Origin of the sequence: Streptomyces sp. NBC_01474, assembly GCF_035918215.1 — a bacterium.
In the GTDB taxonomy this organism is placed as follows: domain Bacteria; phylum Actinomycetota; class Actinomycetes; order Streptomycetales; family Streptomycetaceae; genus Streptomyces; species Streptomyces aureus.
The window spans coordinates 3,125,927-3,144,133 of record NZ_CP109449.1 but is presented as its reverse complement, the minus strand read 5'-3'; the positions used below and the strand labels follow the sequence as shown (position 1 = coordinate 3,144,133).

The 18,207-nt window shown below is 72.8% G+C and carries 18 protein-coding genes; 6 read left to right on the top strand and 12 right to left on the bottom strand.

The genetic code is table 11. The features are described from left to right. Nucleotide 1 precedes the first annotated feature (1 nt). Nucleotides 2-1,153, bottom strand: a complete 1,152-nt coding sequence (locus tag OG758_RS14710) for an MFS transporter (protein ID WP_326715917.1) — start codon at nt 1,151-1,153, stop codon at nt 2-4. A 153-nt stretch (nt 1,154-1,306) separates the two neighbouring features. Here OG758_RS14710 and OG758_RS14705 point away from each other — a divergent pair, with 153 nt between their 5' ends. Continuing rightward, nucleotides 1,307-2,050 carry an AraC family transcriptional regulator gene (locus OG758_RS14705; RefSeq protein WP_326710418.1) on the top strand — a complete coding sequence of 248 codons (744 nt, stop codon included), beginning with the start codon at nt 1,307-1,309 and terminating at the stop codon, nt 2,048-2,050. A gap of 130 nt (nt 2,051-2,180) precedes the next feature. Here the strand turns inward: OG758_RS14705 and OG758_RS14700 are convergent, their stop codons facing one another. Further along, a complete protein-coding gene (locus tag OG758_RS14700) occupies nt 2,181-3,005 on the bottom strand; it encodes a chitosanase (RefSeq protein WP_326710417.1) in 825 nt (274 codons plus the stop codon). A 311-nt stretch (nt 3,006-3,316) separates the two neighbouring features. On the opposite strand from OG758_RS14700, the gene OG758_RS14695 reads away from it, so the two are divergent. After that, the gene (locus OG758_RS14695; protein WP_326710416.1) at nt 3,317-3,622 is read left to right on the top strand and encodes a hypothetical protein; all 306 of its coding nucleotides are present in this window, start codon (nt 3,317-3,319) and stop codon (nt 3,620-3,622) included. A 142-nt stretch (nt 3,623-3,764) separates the two neighbouring features. Here OG758_RS14695 and OG758_RS14690 read toward each other — a convergent pair whose 3' ends face one another. The 3 genes from OG758_RS14690 to OG758_RS14680 all read right to left on the bottom strand — a co-directional run bounded on the left by OG758_RS14690 (nt 3,765) and on the right by OG758_RS14680 (nt 5,573). Further along, complete coding sequence (locus OG758_RS14690) at nt 3,765-4,187, bottom strand: acyl-CoA thioesterase (RefSeq protein ID WP_326710415.1); 423 nt, start codon at nt 4,185-4,187, stop codon at nt 3,765-3,767. A gap of 61 nt (nt 4,188-4,248) precedes the next feature. After that, nucleotides 4,249-4,887, bottom strand: a complete 639-nt coding sequence (locus OG758_RS14685) for a hypothetical protein (RefSeq protein WP_326710414.1) — start codon at nt 4,885-4,887, stop codon at nt 4,249-4,251. 92 nt (nt 4,888-4,979) lie between these two features. Next, nucleotides 4,980-5,573: a histidine phosphatase family protein gene (locus OG758_RS14680; protein ID WP_326710413.1), complete on the bottom strand. Its 594-nt coding sequence runs from the start codon at nt 5,571-5,573 to the stop codon at nt 4,980-4,982. A gap of 219 nt (nt 5,574-5,792) precedes the next feature. On the opposite strand from OG758_RS14680, the gene OG758_RS14675 reads away from it, so the two are divergent. Continuing rightward, nucleotides 5,793-8,654 carry a DEAD/DEAH box helicase gene (locus OG758_RS14675; protein ID WP_326710412.1) on the top strand — a complete coding sequence of 954 codons (2,862 nt, stop codon included), beginning with the start codon at nt 5,793-5,795 and terminating at the stop codon, nt 8,652-8,654. Continuing rightward, nucleotides 8,651-9,928: an SWIM zinc finger family protein gene (locus OG758_RS14670; RefSeq protein ID WP_326710411.1), complete on the top strand. Its 1,278-nt coding sequence runs from the start codon at nt 8,651-8,653 to the stop codon at nt 9,926-9,928. The genes OG758_RS14675 and OG758_RS14670 overlap by 4 nt, the downstream gene beginning before the upstream one ends. 33 nt (nt 9,929-9,961) lie before the next feature. On the opposite strand, the gene OG758_RS14665 is transcribed toward OG758_RS14670, so the two are convergent. Both OG758_RS14665 and OG758_RS14660 read right to left on the bottom strand, forming a co-directional pair. After that, nucleotides 9,962-10,495 (bottom strand): hypothetical protein, encoded by a 534-nt coding sequence (locus OG758_RS14665; RefSeq protein ID WP_326710410.1) that lies wholly within the window; start codon nt 10,493-10,495, stop codon nt 9,962-9,964. A 56-nt stretch (nt 10,496-10,551) separates the two neighbouring features. Then, nucleotides 10,552-11,010: a hypothetical protein gene (locus OG758_RS14660; protein WP_326710409.1), complete on the bottom strand. Its 459-nt coding sequence runs from the start codon at nt 11,008-11,010 to the stop codon at nt 10,552-10,554. Between the two features lie 71 nt (nt 11,011-11,081). Between OG758_RS14660 and OG758_RS14655 the strand changes: the two genes are divergently transcribed. Beyond that, a complete protein-coding gene (locus OG758_RS14655; RefSeq protein WP_326710408.1) occupies nt 11,082-11,816 on the top strand; it encodes a DUF7873 family protein in 735 nt (244 codons plus the stop codon). 339 nt (nt 11,817-12,155) lie between these two features. Here the strand turns inward: OG758_RS14655 and OG758_RS14650 are convergent, their stop codons facing one another. Beyond that, on the bottom strand, nt 12,156-12,788 hold the full coding sequence (locus OG758_RS14650; RefSeq protein ID WP_326710407.1) for a peptidase: 633 nt from the start codon (nt 12,786-12,788) through the stop codon (nt 12,156-12,158). Beyond that, entirely contained in the window at nt 12,785-13,993 is a 1,209-nt protein-coding gene (locus tag OG758_RS14645) for a pyridoxal phosphate-dependent aminotransferase (protein WP_266743651.1), read from the bottom strand. The genes OG758_RS14650 and OG758_RS14645 overlap by 4 nt, the downstream gene beginning before the upstream one ends. Before the next feature lie 92 nt (nt 13,994-14,085). Between OG758_RS14645 and OG758_RS14640 the strand changes: the two genes are divergently transcribed. Then, nucleotides 14,086-14,724 (top strand): winged helix-turn-helix transcriptional regulator, encoded by a 639-nt coding sequence (locus OG758_RS14640; protein WP_326710406.1) that lies wholly within the window; start codon nt 14,086-14,088, stop codon nt 14,722-14,724. Between the two features lie 64 nt (nt 14,725-14,788). On the opposite strand, the gene OG758_RS14635 is transcribed toward OG758_RS14640, so the two are convergent. Genes OG758_RS14635 through OG758_RS14625 form a run of 3 tightly spaced genes read right to left on the bottom strand, consistent with a single transcriptional unit; the run spans nt 14,789 to nt 18,201 of the window. Further along, the gene (locus OG758_RS14635) at nt 14,789-15,625 is read right to left on the bottom strand and encodes a hypothetical protein (protein ID WP_326710405.1); all 837 of its coding nucleotides are present in this window, start codon (nt 15,623-15,625) and stop codon (nt 14,789-14,791) included. Next, nucleotides 15,625-16,896 (bottom strand): VWA domain-containing protein, encoded by a 1,272-nt coding sequence (locus OG758_RS14630; RefSeq protein ID WP_326710404.1) that lies wholly within the window; start codon nt 16,894-16,896, stop codon nt 15,625-15,627. The genes OG758_RS14635 and OG758_RS14630 overlap by 1 nt, the downstream gene beginning before the upstream one ends. A gap of 45 nt (nt 16,897-16,941) precedes the next feature. Then, nucleotides 16,942-18,201 carry an FAD-dependent monooxygenase gene (locus tag OG758_RS14625; RefSeq protein WP_442810319.1) on the bottom strand — a complete coding sequence of 420 codons (1,260 nt, stop codon included), beginning with the start codon at nt 18,199-18,201 and terminating at the stop codon, nt 16,942-16,944. Between the last annotated feature and the right edge of the window lie 6 nt (nt 18,202-18,207).

Here is an 18,207-nt window from a genome sequence, read left to right as displayed (position 1 = left end):
GTTACTTCGCCTCCTTCGCCTCCTTCGCGGCCTTTCCGCCGGGCTCGCGCAGTGTCCGTACGAGCAGCCAGCCGAGCGCCGGCAGAACGGTCAGCGGCGCGAGCGCGGTCCGCAGGGAGGTGGCGTCCGCGAGGGCGCCGATCGCCGGGCTCGCGATGCCGCCGACACTGACCGCGAGGCCCAGCGTGACGCCGCTCGCGGTGCCCACGCGCCTCGGCAGATAGTCCTGGCCGAGCGTGATGTGCAGGGAGAACGGCACGTACAGACCGGCCGACGTCAGCGCCACGCACCCGTAGAGCGCGGGACCGGGGACGAAGACGACCCCGGCCACGGCGAGGACCGTCAGGGCGTACGACCAGCGGAGCACCGGCACGCGGCCGAAGCAGGTCGCGAGCCTGCCGCCCGCCACGGTGCCCACCGCGCCACCGATGTAGAGCACGAACAGCGCGGCCGTCCCCGCCACTTCGCCCCCGCCCGCCCGCTGGCGCGCGTACAGGGAGATGAACGCGCTCAGGCCGACGAAGACGACCGAGCGGCACATGATCGCGCCCGTCAGCTTGAGGAACGACGGCCAGTCGTCCCTGCCGTCCGCCGCGAGCGCGGTCCCGCCCGTCGCCGGGGCGGTTCTCCGGCCCGAGCGCAGGGCGGCCACGCACAGCGCCGCTCCGGCCAGGCCCGGGACGACGAGCATCGGCGACGCGTGCAGCCCGCCGGTCGCGACGACGGCCGAGACCAGCAGGGGCGCGGTGGCGAATCCGAGATTGCCGCCCAGCGAGAACCAGCCCATCGCCGTATGGCTGCCACGGCTCGCGGCACGGGCCACGCGCGCGGCCTCCGGATGGTAGGCGGCGACCCCGACCCCGGACACCGCGACCACCACCAGCGTGAAGGCGTACGAGTCCCCGACGCCGGCCAGCGCCACACCGGCCCCGCCCACCACGCAGCTCACCGGCAGCAGCCACGGCATCGCCCACCGGTCCGTGAGCGCGCCGAACAGGGGCTGCACCACCGACGACAGCAGGGACGCGGCCAGGACGATCCCGGAGGCGGCGGCATACGTGTAGGCCCGCTCGGAGACGAAGAACGGCACCAGAGCGGCCACCGCGCCCTGGTAGACGTCCACACACGCGTGCCCCAGGGCGAGCAGGGTGATGGGCCCGCGCCGGGAGGCCGACGGTCCGGGGGCCGGCGTAGTTGCAGTCGTGGGCCCGGTCGTGGGCGCGGGGGAAATGGAGGTCCGGTTGTCTGACACCCGCCCATCGTCCGTACGGGCCGCTGTGGCGCGCTTCCGATAAAGTGCCAACGTATGCCGAATATCCGCCACACCCCGCAGGCACCCACCCGCACCCAGACGCTGGCGGCGGGCGGGCGGATCGACCCGCACCGGCACGACGAGCACCAGATCGTCTACGCGGGCTCAGGAGTCCTTGCCGTCACCACCGACGCCGGCACCTGGTTCGCGCCCGGCACCCGCGCCATCTGGGTACCGGCCGGCTGCGTCCACGCCCACCGCGCCCACGGCCACCTGGACCTCCACACGCTCGGCCTGCCCGCCCGGGTCAACCCGCTCGGCCTGGAAGCACCGACCGTCCTGACCGTCCGCCCGCTCCTGCGCGAACTGCTCCTCGCCGCCACCCGTGGCCCCTACGACGACAGCCCCGAGAGCAGGCGCCTGCGCGCCGTCCTCCTCGACCAGCTGCGGGCGTCCCCACAGCAGCCCCTCCAACTCCCCACCCCCACCGACCCGCGCCTGAGCGCGGTCTGCGACCTCCTGCGCGACGACCCGGCCGACGCCCGCCCCCTGGCCGCGCTGGGGAGGGCGTCCGGAGCCGGTGAACGCACGCTGAGCCGCCTCTTCCGCCGCGAACTGGGGATGACCTTCCCCCAGTGGCGCACGCAGCTCCGCCTCTATCACGCGCTGCGGATGCTGGCGGAGGGCGATCCGGTCACCGCGGTCGCGCACCGCTGCGGCTGGTCCTCCACCAGCGCGTTCATCGACGTGTTCCGCCGCGCGTTCGGCTGCACACCGGGGGAGCACAGCCGGCGCTAGGGCCTCTCGTCGCGTGTCCGTGGGCTGTCCGCGGTGGGCACCGCGTCGTGCGGGTGGCTGCTCGGCGTACACGAAAGCGGCGCGCACGGCACTGGCGGGTGCCGAACACGCCGCTCTGCAAGGGGAGTTGTCAGCCGATGTGGAAGCTGTCCCCGTACACCTTCCAGTCCAGCGGCGGGTCCAGGTCCAGGTTGCCGTTCTTCAGGAAGACGCGCTGCGCGGTGTCGACGCGGCTCGTGTCGCTGTGGGCCTCCTCCTGCTTCATGGCCCACACCCGCGCGTCGAGGAACGCGTTCAGGTACGCGACCTCGTCGCCGCCCTGCGCCGGCGGCTTCGCCTGGACGAGAGCGCGCTTGCGGATGTTGCGGAAGCTGGTCGCGTCGTCGCCGTCACCGTGCATCACGATGGCGTCGTAGTACGCGAACTGCCCGAGTGTGCCGATACCGTCGGCCTTGCCCTGCGCGACCGCCGGGTTGAAGTACACGCGGTCGCGCTCGTCGTTCTGGGCCTGCTGGAACGCGGAGTCCTCGGCCGCCTGCTCCCAGTCGCGTGGGTAGTCGGGGTCGAGGCCGTCGTGGGAGTCGGTGCCGTCCACCTCGCGCAGGGCGGGCAGATACTTCGCCAGGACGTTGCCGGGCTTGCGCTGGGTGTAGAGCTCCGCGAGGTCGAGCATGTCGCCGGTGCCGGAACAGAAGCCGATGATCCCGGCGGTGTAGCCGCGGCCGTCGCCGATGTCCTCGATGTAGCCGTACTGGGCCTTCCAGTCGAGCGAGGAGTTCTCCGCGCTCGACACCAGCTTCATGGCGATCTCCTTCTTCGCCGGGTCGTCGAGCCCGCCCGCGGAGACGGGTGTGGCCGTCGCGAGCTGGGTCGTGAGGAGCGGGGCCGCGACGACCGTGGCGCCGATCAGGGCGAGCAGGGTGCGACGCGACGTACGGATGTGGGGGGTGTGCACGGGACCTCCATGGGGGGAGCTCGTTCTTCCGCGAACTGTTAGGAAGGTTTCCTACCAGAGATTGCGGGTGACGTATACCCGTCAAACGAAAGGGAGTTGGGGGCCCGGGGCGGGAGGCGCCGCGCTGGTGCAGGTGTTCCGGCATGTGAACGGCGGTCTTATGTGTGGCAGGGGGAGGAGGTGCCGGGTGGGGTCAGTGGCCCGGGCCGCAGGGGCGCGTGGCCGGGAGGCGTCCCGAGACGAACGCCGTCGGCGGTACGCCGATCAGCGCGTGGAACTCCGCCGTCATGTGCGGCTGGTCGTAGTGACCGGTGGCGTGCGCGAGCCCCGCCCACCGCGGGTTCCCCCCGAGTGCCCGTCCCGGCGAGCACCTGGCGCACCCGGTCGATCCGAGCGACGCCGACGGGCACAACGGCCGCGTCTGCACCCTCGCCGGGCCCGAACTCCTCACTGTGCCCGACCAGGCGGCCGCCGTCGCCGCGGTGGCCGGCCGGTCCGTCGAGGCAGTCCAACTGCCCCTGGAGTCCACCCGCGCGTATGTGCTCGCCGCAGGCATCGCCGAGGAGTCCCGTGGACAGCGTTCTCGAAGGGTTCGCCTACGTCCGCGCCGGCCATGACGCGATCGTCGCGGACGACGTCGAACGCATCCTCGGACGCCCGCCCCCACCTTCGCCACGTGGGACGAGGAGCACAAGGAGGCGTTCGCGTAAGGCTGTTGGGCGGGAGGTGCCTGCCGGGAAGTGCGTGGTTCTTCCGGAATCAGAGACCGAAGGCGTGTGGATCCGACGCGAGTGCACGGAAGTACTCGCGCGGATCCGCAACGAGCCTGCGCTCCTTGAGGTCCATCAGGCCTCCCACCCCGGTCACTTCAGCCGCGAGTGTGCCGTCGGTCCTGCGCACCGACTGCTCGATCCGGAACGTCTTGCCCTCCGTCCACACGAACGCACAGCTCACGTCCACTTCGTCGCCCGCGCGCAGCTCGCGGCGATAGCGGATGGTCGTCTCCAGAGTGACCGGGCCGACCCCTTTGGCCAGCAGGTCGGCCTGCCGGATCCCGCCGTGCTGGAGCAGAGCCCATCGCGCGTGCTCCGCGTGCTGCAGATACACGCTCTGATTGAGGTGCCCCTGCGAATCGGTCTCGTACCCGCGCACTTGAATGCGCACGGTGAACGGCTCGGTCATGATGTCCCCTTCGACGGCTACCAGGGCTGCTGCTTCGGCCACTACGGCTGGTGCTCGATCGTCATGATCTTCTCGGTGACGCCAGCAAGTACCGGCCCCCGCTGCGGGGTTCCGCGTGCTCGCTCACCTGCCACCCCGCCCGCTCCAACGCGGCGGCGCAGCCCGCGATTTCATCCGGTCCACACCCCCGTACGGCCACTGCCTCCGGCTGTGGTGTGCCGCCGACCCTATAGCCGTCCCCGGCATTGCCCTCCGCCGGTAGGCAGCCCGCCGCCTCCAGGGCGAGGGCGGCGGCCTGCACCAGATGAGCGCGCTCCCAGGCGCACGGGCGGTCGGTGGCGCCGTCCGGATTGGTCATGCGGCGCATCTCCACGAGCCCCTGCCAGGCGCTGCGCACCTCGCGCGCCCGCGCCGGACCGCGAGGACCCGGCGCCTCTCCGCCCACCCGCGCCGCGAACGGGCCGCCGTCGGAAACCTCCGGCGGCGGGGGCTGCTCGGCGCGCTCGGGTTCGTCCCCCGCCTCCCGTATCCGGTGTCCGGCCGGTGTCAGGAAGTGGTCGTGCGGCGGCCGCGGGTGCCGGAACGCGAGCTTCATCAGGACGAGGCGCGCGAGCTGGGCGTCGCCGCCCCTCAGCCGCCCGGTGACCGGGTCGGCCTCCTCGACGATGCGCCGCTGCGCGGCGGACAGCGGCCTGGTCATGGCGCCCCCTGATTCCGTCCCTCGGCCGGTATGTGCTCCGTACGTTCCGATGGTGCAGCAGGGGTCTGACAACGGCCGGGTCCGATGGCGTATCAGGGTCGCAGGTTCCACCCTGCGATGACCGGCCGGCCGTGCTCCGTGCTCAGCCTGCTGACCGTGCCCGTCGCCAGCAGGAAGTGCGCCCCGTCCGCCGGGGACAGGCCGAGCCTGCGCGCGGTGAGGACCCGCGAAAAGTGGCCGTGGCCGAAGAGGACGACGCTGCCCTCGTTCTCCGCGAGCGCGGCGTCCACCTTCGCGAGCATGCGGTCGGCCCGCGCCCCCACCTCTTCCGGGCTCTCGCCGGGGTGCTCCGGGGGGCCGGGCGCGACCCCGTCCGTGAAGAGGAACCAGTCGGGCCGGGTGCGCTGGATCTCGAGCGTGGTGACGCCCTCGTAGGCGCCGTAGTCCCACTCGCACAGGTCGGCGTCGACCCGCACGTTCCCGAGACCCGTGAGCTTCGCGGTCTCGTGGGCCCGCACCATCGGGCTCGAGAAGACGGCTCCGATGTGATAGCTGCGGACGAGCGGGGCGAGCTTGCGTGCCTGTTCGCGGCCGTTCTCCGTCAGCGGGACGTCGGTCCAGCTCGTGTGCCGCCCGGACAGGGCCCACTCGGTCTCGCCGTGCCGGACCAGCAGCAGGTCACCCATGCGACTGTCCTGTTCTCTCCGAGGCTGCCGTCGGTCGGGCCCGGCGATCTTGCACGGGCCGTCGTTCGAACCGTACACGCGGTGCGGGAGGGACGCCCGGCCTTGATTGTCAGACCCCGCCCGTAAGGTCGTAGACGTCGCCGGTCCCGCCGGACGAGGGCGACGCGCGCCGCACCCACCAGGGCGCATGCCGTGCCGATCAGGGAAAGGAGCCCGGCCATGACGGAGCAGACCGACCACAGGGGCATCACCGTCGCCGCGGCCGCCGTGTTCCTCCCCGCGCCCCTGCCGCGCGAGAGCACGGTCGCGTTCTGGCACCCCGACGGCACGGACCTGCCCGGCGCCACCCCGCTCACCATCGTCCGGCCGCACGGCGCGAGCGCCCGCACCCGGACCGTGCCCGCCGTCCGGCTGCCCGTCACCGACGCCCTTCCCCTGCTCGTCCGGGCCCGGCACACCCCCGGCGCCCACCCCGCCGCGGCCTGCTGGGGCGCCGCCGCCCTGCACGCCCTGCACCTCGTGGGCCGCGGCCGCCTCCTGCCCGGCCTCACCGCATCCGATCACGACGCGTGGCGCGCGGGCCCGCTCGACGCGGACGACATCGCACAGTTGCGCGCCATCGCCGCCGCCATGCCGTACGAGGCCCATGCCGCGCCCGTGGAGGGATCCAAGCCGCTGCGGCTGCCCGAGCCCGAAGCTCTCGTGCGCGCGTTCCTCGACGCGGTCGCCGACTCCCTGCCGCGCAGCCCCGCCGCCCCCTTCGCGGCCGGGGCGCCCTTCGCCTCCTTCGCGCCGCAGCACCTGCCCCGCGCGCGTGCCTGGGCGGTCGAGGCGGCCGCCGGCATGGACGCGGGCGTGCGGGTCTCCCTGCGCCTCGACCTGTCGAACTTCACGCTCTTCGACACGGACGACGCCCCCGACCCCGCCGACACATCTGCCGGTGAGGACGGCCCCGGACGCGCCGGTACCGAGGAGCGGCGGCGGGCCGGGGCCGCGCTCGTCCAGGTGCACAGCCTCGCCGACCCCACCCAGGTCGTCGACGCGGCGCGGCTCTGGGCCGGCGACGGCGAGGCGCACTTCGGGCCGCGCGCCAGGATCGACGCCGTGCTCGCCCTGCGCCGCGCCGCCCGCGTCTGGCCCCCGCTCGGCCGCGTCCTGGAGCGCGACGTGCCCGACGTCCTCGCGCTCTCCGAGGGCGAGCTCCTCGACCTCCTCGGCCCGGCTGCGGCCCGTCTCGCGGACGCGGGCGTCGAGGTCCACTGGCCCAGGGACCTGGCCCGCGCCCTCACCGCCACCGCCGTGGTGCGCGCCGCCGCGCCCGGCTCCGCCACCGACGGCACCCCGTTCTTCGACGGGGAGGAACTCCTCAAGTTCAACTGGCAGTTGGCGCTCGACGGCGACCCGCTCACCGAGCGTGAGATGGACGAACTCGCCGAGTCCCACCGGCCCGTCGTCCGGCTGCGCGACCAGTGGGTCGTCGTCGACCCCGACCTCGTACGCAAGGCCCGCAAACGCGAACTGGGGCTGCTCCAGCCCGTCGACGCCCTCGCCGTGGCCCTCACCGGCGAGGCCGACATCGACGGCGAGCGCGTCGAGGCCGTGCCCACCGGAGTCCTCGCCCACCTGCGCGACCGCCTCGTCGAAGGCCCGGCCGCGGCCGAACAGCCCGCGGGCCTGCACGCCACGCTCCGCGACTACCAGCTGCGCGGCCTCGCCTGGCTCGACCTCATGACCTCGCTCGGCCTCGGCGGCTGCCTCGCCGACGACATGGGCCTCGGCAAGACGATCACCCTCATCGCGCTCCACCTGCGCAGGAACAGGGCGGCGCCCACCCTCGTCGTCTGCCCGGCGTCCCTCCTCGGGAACTGGCAGCGGGAGATCACCCGCTTCGCCCCCGGCGTCCCCGTCCGCCGCTTCCACGGCACCGACCGCACCCTCGACGGCCTCGACGGCGGTTTCGTCCTCACCACGTACGGCACCCTGCGCACCCGCGCCGCCGAACTGGCCGGGCACACCTGGGGCATGGTCGTCGCCGACGAGGCGCAGCACATCAAGAACCCCTTCTCCGCCACCGCCAAGGCGCTGCGCACGATCCCGTCGCCCGCCCGCATCGCGCTCACCGGCACGCCCGTGGAGAACAACCTCTCCGAGCTGTGGGCCCTGCTCGACTGGACGACCCCCGGGCTGCTCGGCCCGCTCAAGTCCTTCCGTGCCCGCCACGCGCGCGCCGTGGAGACCGGTGAGGACGCCGAGGCCGTCGAGCGCCTGGCCCGCCTCGTGCGGCCGTTCCTGCTCCGCCGCAAGAAGTCCGACCCCGGCATCGTCCCCGAGCTGCCGCCCAAGACCGAGTCGGACCACCCCGCCCCCCTCACCCGCGAACAGGCCTCGCTCTACGAGGCGGTCGTCCGCGAGGCGATGGCCGAGATCGAGGCCGCCGAAGGCATCGCACGCCGCGGCCTGATCATGAAACTCCTGACGTCGCTCAAGCAGATCTGCAACCACCCGGCGCAGTTCCTCAAGGAGGCGGACGCCCCGCGCGCCCGCCTCACCGGCCGCTCCGGCAAGCTCGCCCTGCTCGACGAACTCCTCGACACGATCCTTGCGGAGGACGGCTCCGTCCTCGTCTTCACGCAGTACGTGTCCATGGCCCGACTCCTCGCGGCCCACCTGGCCGCCCGCGCGATCCCCTCCCAACTCCTGCACGGCGGAACCCCCGTGGCCGAACGCGAGCGCATGGTCGACCGCTTCCAGTCCGGCGAGGTCCCCGTCTTCCTTCTCTCCCTCAAGGCCGCCGGCACCGGCCTCAACCTCACGCGTGCGGGCCACGTCGTCCACTTCGACCGCTGGTGGAACCCGGCCGTCGAGGAGCAGGCCACGGACCGCGCCTACCGCATCGGCCAGACCCAGCCCGTCCAGGTCCACCGCCTCATCACCGAGGGCACCGTCGAGGACCGCATCGCCGAGATGCTCGCCGCCAAGAAGGCCCTCGCGGACGCCGTGCTCGGCTCCGGCGAAGCCGCCCTGACCGAGCTGACCGACCGGGAGCTCGCCGACCTCGTCTCCCTCAGGAGGACGGCATGACCCCCCACACACCGGGCCGCGCCGGCGCGCACGCCCAGGCCCGCGCCCGCGTCGACGACCGCCGCCGCACCTTCCCGCCCCTGCCGCCGCGCACCCGCACGGCCGACGACTTCGCGCTGACCTGGTGGGGGAACGCGTGGGTGGACGCCCTCGTGGACACGGCGCTCGACACGGCCCGCCTCACCCGCGGCCGCGCCTACGCCGACCGAGGACACGTCGACGCCATCACCGCGACCCCCGGCCGCGTCATGGCCTACGTCCACGGCTCACGCCCCCGGCCGTACCGCACGGAGATCCGTCTGCGCACCCTCCACGACGACGACTGGGAGCGCATCCTCGACACGGCGGCCGCCCGCCCCGACCACATGGCCGCGCTCCTCGACAAGGACGTGCCGCACGCTCTGGCCGCAGTCGCCGACCTCCTGCCCGCCGCCGGCGACCTGATCCCCGACTGCTCCTGCCCGGACGACGGTCACCCCTGCAAGCACGCGGCCGCGCTCTGCTACCAGACGGCACGACTGCTCGACGAGGACCCGTTCGTCCTCTTCCTGCTGCGCGGCCGCGGCGAACAGGAGCTCCTCGCCGACCTCACCCGGCGCAACGCGGCGCGGGCCGCCGACGAGCGCTCCGCCACCGCCCCCGCACTGCCCTCGGTCGCCGCCCGCGAAGCCCTCGCCCCCCGCACCCTGCCGCTCCTGCCCCCGCCGTTCCCGGCCCCCGCGCACCCCGGCCGCCCACCCGTCTACCCGCACGCGTCCGGCGCCCCCGACCCGCTCGCCCTCGACCTCCTCGCCACGGAGGCAGCGGCCCGCGCCCACACGTTCCTCACCCGGGGCATCGACCCGATCGCCGGACTCACGCCCTGGCAGGACGCGGTCCGGCTCGCCGCCGCCCACCCCGGCTCCGGCCTCGCGGCGTCCACGCGCGCGCTGTACAAGTCCCTCGCCCAGGGCACCGGACGCACGGCCACCGACCTGGCCCGCGCCGTCGCCGCCTGGCGCCAGGGCGGGCTCGCCGGCCTGGACGTCCTCGAAGGGGAGTGGGACCCGCCGGCCGGCCCCTTCGACCGCGCCCGCCCGGCCCTCATCGCCGCGGACTTCCCCCACTTCCGCCCGCACCGCAACAGGCTCTCGACCGACAACCTCCAGCTCCGCCTCGGCCGCGAAGGCCTCTGGTACGGCTACGAGTCGGACCCCGGCCGCGAGGACTGGTGGCCGAGAGGCACCCCCGACACGGACCCGGTGGGCGCGCTCACGGCACTGCTCGGCCGGTGACGGGCCGCGCCGACGGCGGCCGAGTGCGTCGCTTCACAACGCCTCGGCCCATCGCGTCAGCGTCGTGAAGTCCCTCTCGCGCAGCCCGTGGCGCGGGTGGATCCGTAGGAGCAGGGCCGGGGCGTCGTGGTGCGCGGTCACATGGCGGGAGTCCAGGTCCGTGATCATGTCGTCGACCCAGGCGAAGGGCCGCCCGGCCGCCCAGTCGAGCAGGGGGCGCGTCTTCCAGTAGAGGCCGTCGGGATCCCGGGCGAACAGCTCGGGCCACTCGATCACGGGCAGCGCGGCGGGCAGTCCGATCGCCGGGCCGACCATCTCGTTCGCCTCGTGCATCCAGGTGGTCGCCCAGGCCAGTTCGAAGGGCAGGCCGACCAGACGCCGGCCGTGGGAGGGATTGAGCACGACCCGCAATCCGCGGCGGTGGCGGCGGGAGCCGGGGGTCTGGCGCGCGAGCCAGTTCGCCGGGTGGAAGCGGTGCGCGGCGTATCCGCGCAGGCGGGGGAGGCGGGCGGCGTACGGGTTGAGGGGCCCGTCGACGTCGAGGAGGAGCAGCGGCCTGTCTGTCATGCAGAGGTGTTGCCCACCCAGGCCGGTGATCGCTCATCGCGGTGTCGGACACATGGTCAGCGCACGCTCGGGGCCGCCGACTCGATGAACCTCGTCAGGGCGTCCTTGCACCGCCGCGACCGCCGGTCCCGGTCCTCCTCGTCCACCGACTCGTGCAGACAGTTCGCCAACTCGAAGGCAGACTCCGCCAGTTGTCGGGTTTCCGCCTGGTCGCACACCAACTGGAGCCGCGCCAGGGCCTGCCGCGCGCTGATCCGCGCCTCGTACGACGCGAAGCGGGCCTCCTCTGCCTGCGAGGAACCCGGCACCTCCTGCGCCCGGAACCACCGGTCGTTCTGACTGCGCCGGTAGTCGAACAAGGCCCCGGCGAACGCGCTGTAACTGGAGATCCGCTCCTGACGCAGCTGCTCGGCACGGGCGAGCCCGGCGACCCGCTCCGTGGACCGCGCCTGGAAGAAGTGGGTGACGACGGAACCGAGCAGGGTGCCGAGCACGGCTATCAGCGCCGCATCCATGGTGAGTTGCTCCTCGTGGTCCGGGGAAAAACCATTCGATTCGGAGTGCGGTGCCTGACTACCGTTCTCGCGTGGCAACGAAACTCAATCAGATCATCGCAGTCGAGAAAGGCGTCAAGTCCAAGGCACACCAGGACCTGACGGCGGCCCATCACGGGCTTCAGAAGCCGGCGCTCCTGGCCGGGATCTCGCGTACCTACCAGCCCAAGGACGAGGAGGGCGAGCAGCTGCCGCCCGAGTCGACGCGGGTTCAGGTGAGGGCCGAGCACGTGCTGCGGGACACCGCGAAGACGCTCACCCGGCTGTTCGATGTGACCGCCACCAAGGACTGGGCGAACTGCGAGGCGCGCGCCGATGTCACCGTCGACGGACGGGTCGTCCTGAGCCAGGTGCCGGTCGCGTATCTGCTCTTCCTGGAGAAGCAGCTCGTCGACCTCAACACCTTCGTACGCAAACTGCCCGTGCTCGACGCCTCCGAGTCGTGGACGCAGGACCCGTCGACCGACGACTGGAGGACGGAGCCGGTGCGCACGCTGCGCACCAAGAAGGTGCCGCGCAACCACGTGAAGGCAGAGGCGACCGAGAAGCACCCGGCGCAGGTCGAGGTGTACTACGAGGACGTGCCCGTCGGGTACTGGACGACCGTGAAGTTCTCCGGCGCGCTGCCCGCGCGCAGGGTGAACGAGCTGCTCGACCGGATCGAAAGGCTGCAGCAGGCCGTCAAGTTCGCCCGCGAGGAGGCGAACGCGGCGGAGGTCGCCGACCAGCGGGCGGGTGACCCCGTGTTCAGCTATCTGTTCGGCTGATCCAGGGGCACCGTTCAATACTCCCCGGGCGCCGCTGAGCCGGCGGCCGGGGTGCGCGAGGAGCGCAAAGCTGAAGCTGAAGCTTGTCGTGACGGTGCGGTCCGCACAGCACACGCGGGCCGCCATCAATCTCAGACTCTTGCTCCAGACTCAGTATTCGCCGCTCATCGCCGAATCGATCGGACCCGGGCCCCAGGCCCCGAATTGCCGGTTCGAATCCGGCCCGCCCAGCTCGATGGGCGGTAGTCCAAAGGCAGGACGCAGGGCATTGACACTGACCCGGGTCCTCAAGCGTGTCGGCGTGTGATGTGAGTGGCATTCATGGGGTCCGGGGGCCGGCTACGCCCTCGGACCCGCTCCATGTCCGGGCCCCAACGAGACTCCCCGCCCCGCGAAGAACGTCTCGAACATCTCTGACGGCAGTTCCGCGCAACGGGTTTCGGGGTTGATGCCCGACGGGTTGTGGAAGTGGAAGCGGTCACCGTCACGGGCCGTGAGCAGGACCAGGTGTCCGCCCCGGCCGGGCGCGGGGCGCTCCGGGCGCCGGATCCCGTAGTGGACCGACGCCATGACCGTACGGCCCTGATCGAGCAGCCCGGCGATCTCGTCGACCGTCAGTGTGCGGTGGACGATCGCGTCCAGGCCGAGTTCCTCGCGGGCGTACTCGGCGAACGGGGCGTAGATCAAACCGTGGATGTCGCCCTGCGCATCCACGGTGTACGCGCCGTACTTGAGCGCTCCGTCACGCAGGTCGAACAGGCTGGGCGCGTCGGGGCCGAGCGCCATGCGCAGGCAGGTCAGGCCGCACAGATGGCCGCACCACAGCGCGTAGTCCTCCACCGTGGCCGCGCCCGAGGTCTCCCAGGCGGGGTCGTCGGCGCGGTCGTGGCCGCCCTCCACGATCGCCTCGACGAGTTCGGGCGAGGCGAACTGCGTCAGGCTCGGCAGGGCGCAGGTGGTGCAGAACGTCACTGGCGGTACCCACTCAGGAAGCGGCCGATCCGGCTGATCGCGGCGTCTAGATCGTCAGCGTACGGGAGGGTGAGGATGCGGAAGTGGTCCGGGCGCGGCCAGTTGAAGCCGGTGCCCTGGACGACCTGGATCTTCTCGCGCAGCAACAGGTCGAGGACGAACTTCTCGTCGTCGACGATGGGGTGGACCTTGGGGTCGATGCGCGGGAACGCGTACAGGGCGCCCTTGGGTTTCACGCAGGAGACGCCCGGGATCTCGTTGAGCTTCTCCCATGCCTTGTCGCGCTGTTCGAGGAGGCGGCCGCCGGGCGCGGTCAGTTCGCGGATGGACTGGCGGCCGCCGAGCGCGGCCTGGATGGCGTACTGGGCGGGGGCGTTGGCGCACAGCCTCATGGAGGCGAGCATCGTCAGGCCCTCAAGGTAGTTGCGGGCGTGCTGCCGCGGTCCCGTGACGACCAGCCAGCCGGAGCGGAAACCTGCGACGCGGTACGTCTTGGATAGCCCGCAGAAGGTGAGGACGACCAGGTCGGGGGCGAGGGCGGCGGCGCTGTGGTGGACCGCGTCGTCGTACAGGATCTGGTCGTAGATCTCGTCTGCGAGGACCATCAGGCCGTGCCGTCGGGCGAGGTCGAGGATGCCCTCGATGATCTCCTTCGGGTAGACGGCGCCCGTGGGGTTGTTGGGGTTGATGATGACGACGGCCTTGGTGCGGTCGGTGATCTTCGCGGCCATGTCGTCGAGGTCGGGGTACCAGTCGGCCGACTCGTCGCAGACGTAGTGCACGGCCTTGCCGCCGGAGAGCGTGGTGACCGCCGTCCACAGCGGGAAGTCCGGGGCGGGGATGAGGACTTCGTCGCCGTCCTCCAGGAGCGCCTGTACGGCCATGGAGACCAGCTCGGACACGCCGTTGCCGAGGAACACGTCGTCGACGCCGACCTCGAGGCCGAGCGCCTGGTAGCGCTGGGCGACGGCGCGGCGGGCGGACAGGACGCCCCGCGAGTCCGTGTAGCCATGGGCCTGGGGGAGCATCCGGATCATGTCCTGGACGATCTCCTCGGGCGCCTCGAAGCCGAAGAGCGCGGGGTTGCCGGTGTTGAGGCGCAGGACGCTGTGGCCCGCCTCCTCAAGGGCGTTGGCGTGCTCGATCACCGGGCCGCGGATCTCGTAGCAGACCTCGCTGAGCTTGCTCGACTGCCGGAACTCCATGTGGTGCCCTCCCGGACTGCCTGTGACGTGTGTGACTTGGTTTTACCAAGTGACCGCTTGGAAAGTCCAACAAGTTGCATAGACTGCGAGCCATGCCACGCCGAAGCTACGACCAGTACTGCGCCGCCGCCCGCGCCCTCGACGCCGTCGGGGACCGCTGGACGCTCCTGATCGTCCGTGAGCTCCTCGCCGGGCCACGCCGCTACACCGATCTGCACGCCGACCTGCCCGGCGTCAGCACGGACGTACTCGCCTCGCGCCTGAAGGACATGGAGCGCGAGGGTGTCGCGGAGCGCCGCAGGCTGCCCGCGCCGGTCTCGGCTTACGTCTATGAACTGACCTCGCGTGGACGGCAGTTGCTGCCCGTGCTGCAGGCGCTGGGGGAGTGGGGCGCACCTGCCCTGGACGAGCGCGGGCCCACGGACGCGGTGCGCGCGCACTGGTTCGCCCTGCCTCTCCTGAGCCATCTGGAGCGGCTGGGGGGCGAGGGCGTGGTGGAAGTACGCCTCGACGAGGGGGAGTTCCATGTGCGGGTCGGGGGCTCGGGCGCGGACGGGCCCGTCTACGGCGAGGGGCCCGTGGCCGGTGAGCCCGACGCGCGGCTCGTCCTCGGCACGCAGACCTGCGTCGCGGTGGTGCGGGGCGAGCTGACGCTGGAGGAGGCGGCTCGCGCCGGCCAGGTGGCCGTGTCCGGGGACGGCGCCCTGGCAAAGGCGCTGCGGGTGGCGTGACGCAGTGGCCAACTCACCCATGGCGCCCGGCACGTGACGTGCGCGGGCGCCATGGGCGGGGATGTCACATGCCCGGCGGTACCCGGGACGGGCGGCCCGTGCCGCGCGTCAGGGCGTAGCCGCCGATACCGGCGAGCGCCGCCAGGATGCCGCCCGCCGCCGTCCAGACCCAGCGGTCCGACCACCAGCCGGAGGACCAGCCGTCCTCGGGCTCGCCCGTCGCGAGCGTCTGGCCGGCCTGCGAGCCGTTCTCCTCGTCGGAGGAGTCGTCGGAGGCGGCAGCGGCCTCCTTCGTCGTCGAGCCCGGCACGAGCGGGGCCGCCAGCGAGCCGTCCACCGCCGAGGAGCCGCCGACCTCCTTGGAGGTCACCTCGACCTCGGCCGAGACGGGCAGCCCCTGGTCCGAGGGCGTCAGCGTGGCCGCCGTGAGCCGGACGTAGTACGTGCCGGGCAGCGGGTCGTTCGCCCACTGCTCCGACCAGGCCCGCACCGTACGCAGCGTGCAGGACAGGTCGACCGACGTCGCGTCCGGCGCCGCCGCCCTCGACTGCGTGCCGTACATGCAGGACTGACGGCGCCTCAGTCCGTCGTACACGTCGATCCGCCACGTCGCGCCCGAGGGCCGCGCGGCCGAGTCCGGCAGCTTCACCGTCGCCTTGACGGTGGGCCGCTGCCCGGCGTCCGCCGGGAACGACCAGTACAGGTAGTCGCCCGTGGAGGCACCCGCGGTGGCCCGCCGGCCCTGCCCCACCTCCTGCGCGGTACGGAACGACGTGCCCGCCTCGGTGGGGGCCTTGTCGTCACCGGAGGAGCCGGCGAACGCCGTACCGGCCCCGAGCAGTGCGGTCAGCGCACTCGCGCCGAGGAGTCCCGCCGTCGCCAACAGTTTGGTCGTACGCATCAGTTGGTCCTCCAGACCGCGACCCGCCAGCGCGAGATCCAGCCCCACAGCACACCCGCGGCGAAGCCGGTGAGCACCAGGGCGCCGAGCAGCCACCAGCCGCGGCCGAGGCCGAACGCGGCCACGTCGGACGCCGCGCCCGGCGCGTCCACGACGTCGACGGTCAGCTCGACCGGGAGGCCCGGCGTCGTCTTGACCGACGCGGGCGCCGAGTAGGAGTTCGACACCTGGAGGCAGACGGTCTCGGCCGCCGCCTCGTCGCCGTCCTGCTCGGGCTTCGGGTAGCGCAGGCCGGTCGAGATCACGTCCGTACGCCCGTCGCCCGCCTCTGAGCCGCGGACTATTTCCCGTCCGTGCTCGGTGACCGCGCGCAGCAGCACGCCGTAGTCCTTGTTGACGGCGCGGTCCGCGGCGACGCTCACCGAGGCGCGCAGCTCCTGTCCGGGAGCGACGGCCACGCGGTAGAAGCGGTGCTGCCCGAACGTCTCGCGGTCCGTGTACAGACCGGGCTTGATCTCCGGCGCGCCGGTGCACTCCTCGGTGCCCTCGACGGCCACGGGGTTGACCACGGGGTCGGCCGCCCGGTCCACCAACTGGCCGACACGGTCGGTGAGTTCGTCGGTGTGCCGCACGGAGGTGTAGGTGCCGCCGGTGGCCTCGGCGATGCAGCTGAGCTGGTCACGCGTCTTGGCGTCCGGGACCAGGCCGAGCGTGTCGATGGTGAGGTTGATGCCCTTGGCGGCGATGTCGCGCGCGACCTCGCACGGGTCGAGCGGCTGGCAGGTGTCCTCGCCGTCGCTGATGAGGACGATGCGGCGCGATCCGTCGCCGCCGTTCAGGTCGTCGGCCGCCTTCAGGAGCGCGGGGCCGATCGGCGTCCAGCCGGTGGGCGAGAGGGTGGCGACGGCGGTCTTCGCCTCGGTGCGGTCGAGCGGCCCGACCGGGTAGAGCTGCGCGGTGTCCTTGCAGCCCACCTTCCGGTCCTCGCCGCGGTAGTTGGCGCCCAGGGTGCGGATGCCGAGCTCGACCTCCTTCGGCGTCGCGTCGAGCACCTCGTTGAACGCCTGCTTCGCGGCGGCCATACGACTTCCGCCGTCGATGTCGCGCGCCCGCATGGAACCGCTCACGTCGAGCACGAGCTCGACCTTCGGGGCGGCCGTGGGCTGCCCGTCAGGGTTGTCCGCCGCGGAGGCGCCGACGGGCGTCAGCCCCATGGTCAGGGCGGCGAACAGGACACAGGTTCCCGCCGCCAGCCGTTTTCTTATGATCATCGCCGGATCTTATGGATCAACGTACGCACACAACAAAACGAGTGCTCAGCGGGGACGCGGGCCGGTGCCGGAATCCAGCCGTTTCCCGCCGAACACCCCGGTTCCGTCCGCCTGTGCCCACCATGACTCGAGCCCGGCCTGGTCCAACTCCCGCCAGTCCGGGGTCTCCTGCACGAGCGCCCGGCCCAGGCTCCGCCCGAGCCCGACCAGCGCACCGCCGGCCGCGGTGCGGGAGTCGTCGTACGCGGCGAGCGCCTCGTCGAAGTCCGACGCCGAACGGAACGCGGATTCGAGGGCGGCACCGTCCTGGAGGGCCTTCACCGCGCCCGCCCCGGTGTGCGGCCGCGCGACCGTCGCCGCGTCCCCGGCCAGCGCGAACCGGCCCGTCGCGTACCGCGGGGCAGTGAAGTCGTACATGGGCTGGAGCGCGAGCTCGTCCGGGGCGGTGAGGCGGACCAGGTCGCCCCAGTACGGCGGCAGCAACTCCTCGGCCACGTGAGCGAGATGGGAGCGCAGCGCGTCGGTGAGGGTGCCGGGCGGCAGGCTCGTCGGCAGGTCGACACGCAGCGCCGCGTCGACGCCCGGCGGGGGAGCCGTGTAGAGGACCCAGTTCACGCGGTGACCGCCGTCCGGGCCGCCGTCCGGGATCCGGTAGACGATGAGGTGCCCGCCGGGGAACACGACGTACGCGCAGTCCTCCTCGGCCCACAGCCCGGGCTCGGCGAGGCGCTGCGCGGGGAACGCGCCCCGCCACGCCAGATACCCCGCGTACCGTGGCTGTACGTCGGGGAACGCGCAGGCCCTGACCGCCGAGCGGTAGCCGTCCGCGCCGATGACGAGGCCGAACTCCTCGGCGCCGCCGGCCGCGCAGTGCACGCGGGCCCCGCCCGCCGTCGCCTCGACCCGCGCCACCGCCGCACCCGTACGGAACTCGACGCCCGCCGGCACCGCCCGGCGCAGCTCGCGCCAGAGCGGCCCCCAGTTGTACGTACGGAACGGGAACGGCATGGCGGCGATCTCGCGGCCGAGCCCTGTGTCCCTCGCGGCCCCGCCGTCCCCGGCGCGCACGTACCAGCGGCGGCGCACCAGGCCCACCCACGGCATGCCCGCGTCCATGTACCCGGCCGACTCCAGCTCGGCGTACCGTGCGTCGTGCACCGCGAGCCCCACGCCGCGTTCCGCGAGGGAGCCCGCGGCCCGCTCGTACACGACGATCTCGTCCGCGCCCCCGCGATGGGCCGCGAGAGCTGCCGCGCAGCCCGCGATGCTCCCGCCCACGACCGCGACCCGGCCACCGTTCACCATGCGTCC